The sequence below is a fragment of the Variovorax multivorans genome (genome assembly GCF_051216835.1).
Lineage (GTDB): Bacteria > Pseudomonadota > Gammaproteobacteria > Burkholderiales > Burkholderiaceae_C > Variovorax.
In genome coordinates this window covers 1-1,139 of sequence record NZ_JBPJZL010000034.1, presented here as the reverse complement: position 1 = coordinate 1,139, position 1,139 = coordinate 1, and the positions used below count along the sequence as shown (strand labels likewise).

The 1,139-nt window shown below is 50.3% G+C and carries 1 rRNA gene (running past one end of the window); it reads right to left on the bottom strand.

The annotated features are described in order from the left end of the window. Positions 1-532 (bottom strand): 16S ribosomal RNA (locus ACSFCA_RS36220) (it extends 1,102 nt beyond the left edge of the window). Between the last annotated feature and the right edge of the window lie 607 nt (positions 533-1,139).

The window sequence follows — 1,139 nt, the reverse complement described above, 5'->3', positions numbered from 1 at the left end:
ACGTATTACCGCGGCTGCTGGCACGTAGTTAGCCGGTGCTTATTCTTACGGTACCGTCATTAGCCCTCTTTATTAGAAAAGGCCGTTTCGTTCCGTACAAAAGCAGTTTACAACCCGAAGGCCTTCATCCTGCACGCGGCATGGCTGGATCAGGCTTTCGCCCATTGTCCAAAATTCCCCACTGCTGCCTCCCGTAGGAGTCTGGGCCGTGTCTCAGTCCCAGTGTGGCTGGTCGTCCTCTCAGACCAGCTACAGATCGAAGGCTTGGTGAGCCTTTACCTCACCAACTACCTAATCTGCCATCGGCCGCTCCATTCGCGCAAGGTCTTGCGATCCCCTGCTTTCATCCGTAGATCGTATGCGGTATTAGCACAGCTTTCGCTGCGTTATCCCCCACGATTGGGCACGTTCCGATGTATTACTCACCCGTTCGCCACTCGCCGCCAGGATTGCTCCCGCGCTGCCGTTCGACTTGCATGTGTAAGGCATGCCGCCAGCGTTCAATCTGAGCCAGGATCAAACTCTATAGTTCGATCTTGATTTGCGCCCCATCTCGCGATGAGGCAAAACTCATAAAAAAAGAAATTGAAGTGAACTTCACTTCTATTCTCATGAGCGTTTTTAAGTCTTGCGACTTGTTCCGAAGAACTTACGCAATTACCTTCAAACGCCCACGCTTATCGGCTGTAGATTTTTAACGAACCTCGAAGCAACTCTGCGTTGACTTCGTTTGCTTTGCTGCGATCAGCGAAGCCTTGTAGTCTATCACGATTTTTAAAGAATCGTCAAACTTTTTTCGCTTTCAACACCTTCTTTATTCGCATCCCGCAACCTTCGTTGCAAGCTGCTGAAGCCGTTTCAGCGGAGCCTTGCAGTCTAGCACGACTTTTAAAGTCCAACCAAACTTTTCAACTCTTTCTTCACCTTCAACCAGCCTCTTTTCGCAACCCGCAACTTCCGTCGCAAGCCGCTGAAACCGTTTCAGCGAAGCCTTCGATTATGCACCGTTTTTTCAAACCGCGTCAACTTTCGAAGACTTTCTTCACCGCCAACAATCAACGCCCCAGAAGAAGCACCAACTGCCTCGAACACCAGTGGCATTCATCAGCGAAGCCCACGAGTATATGACAGATTTGGGG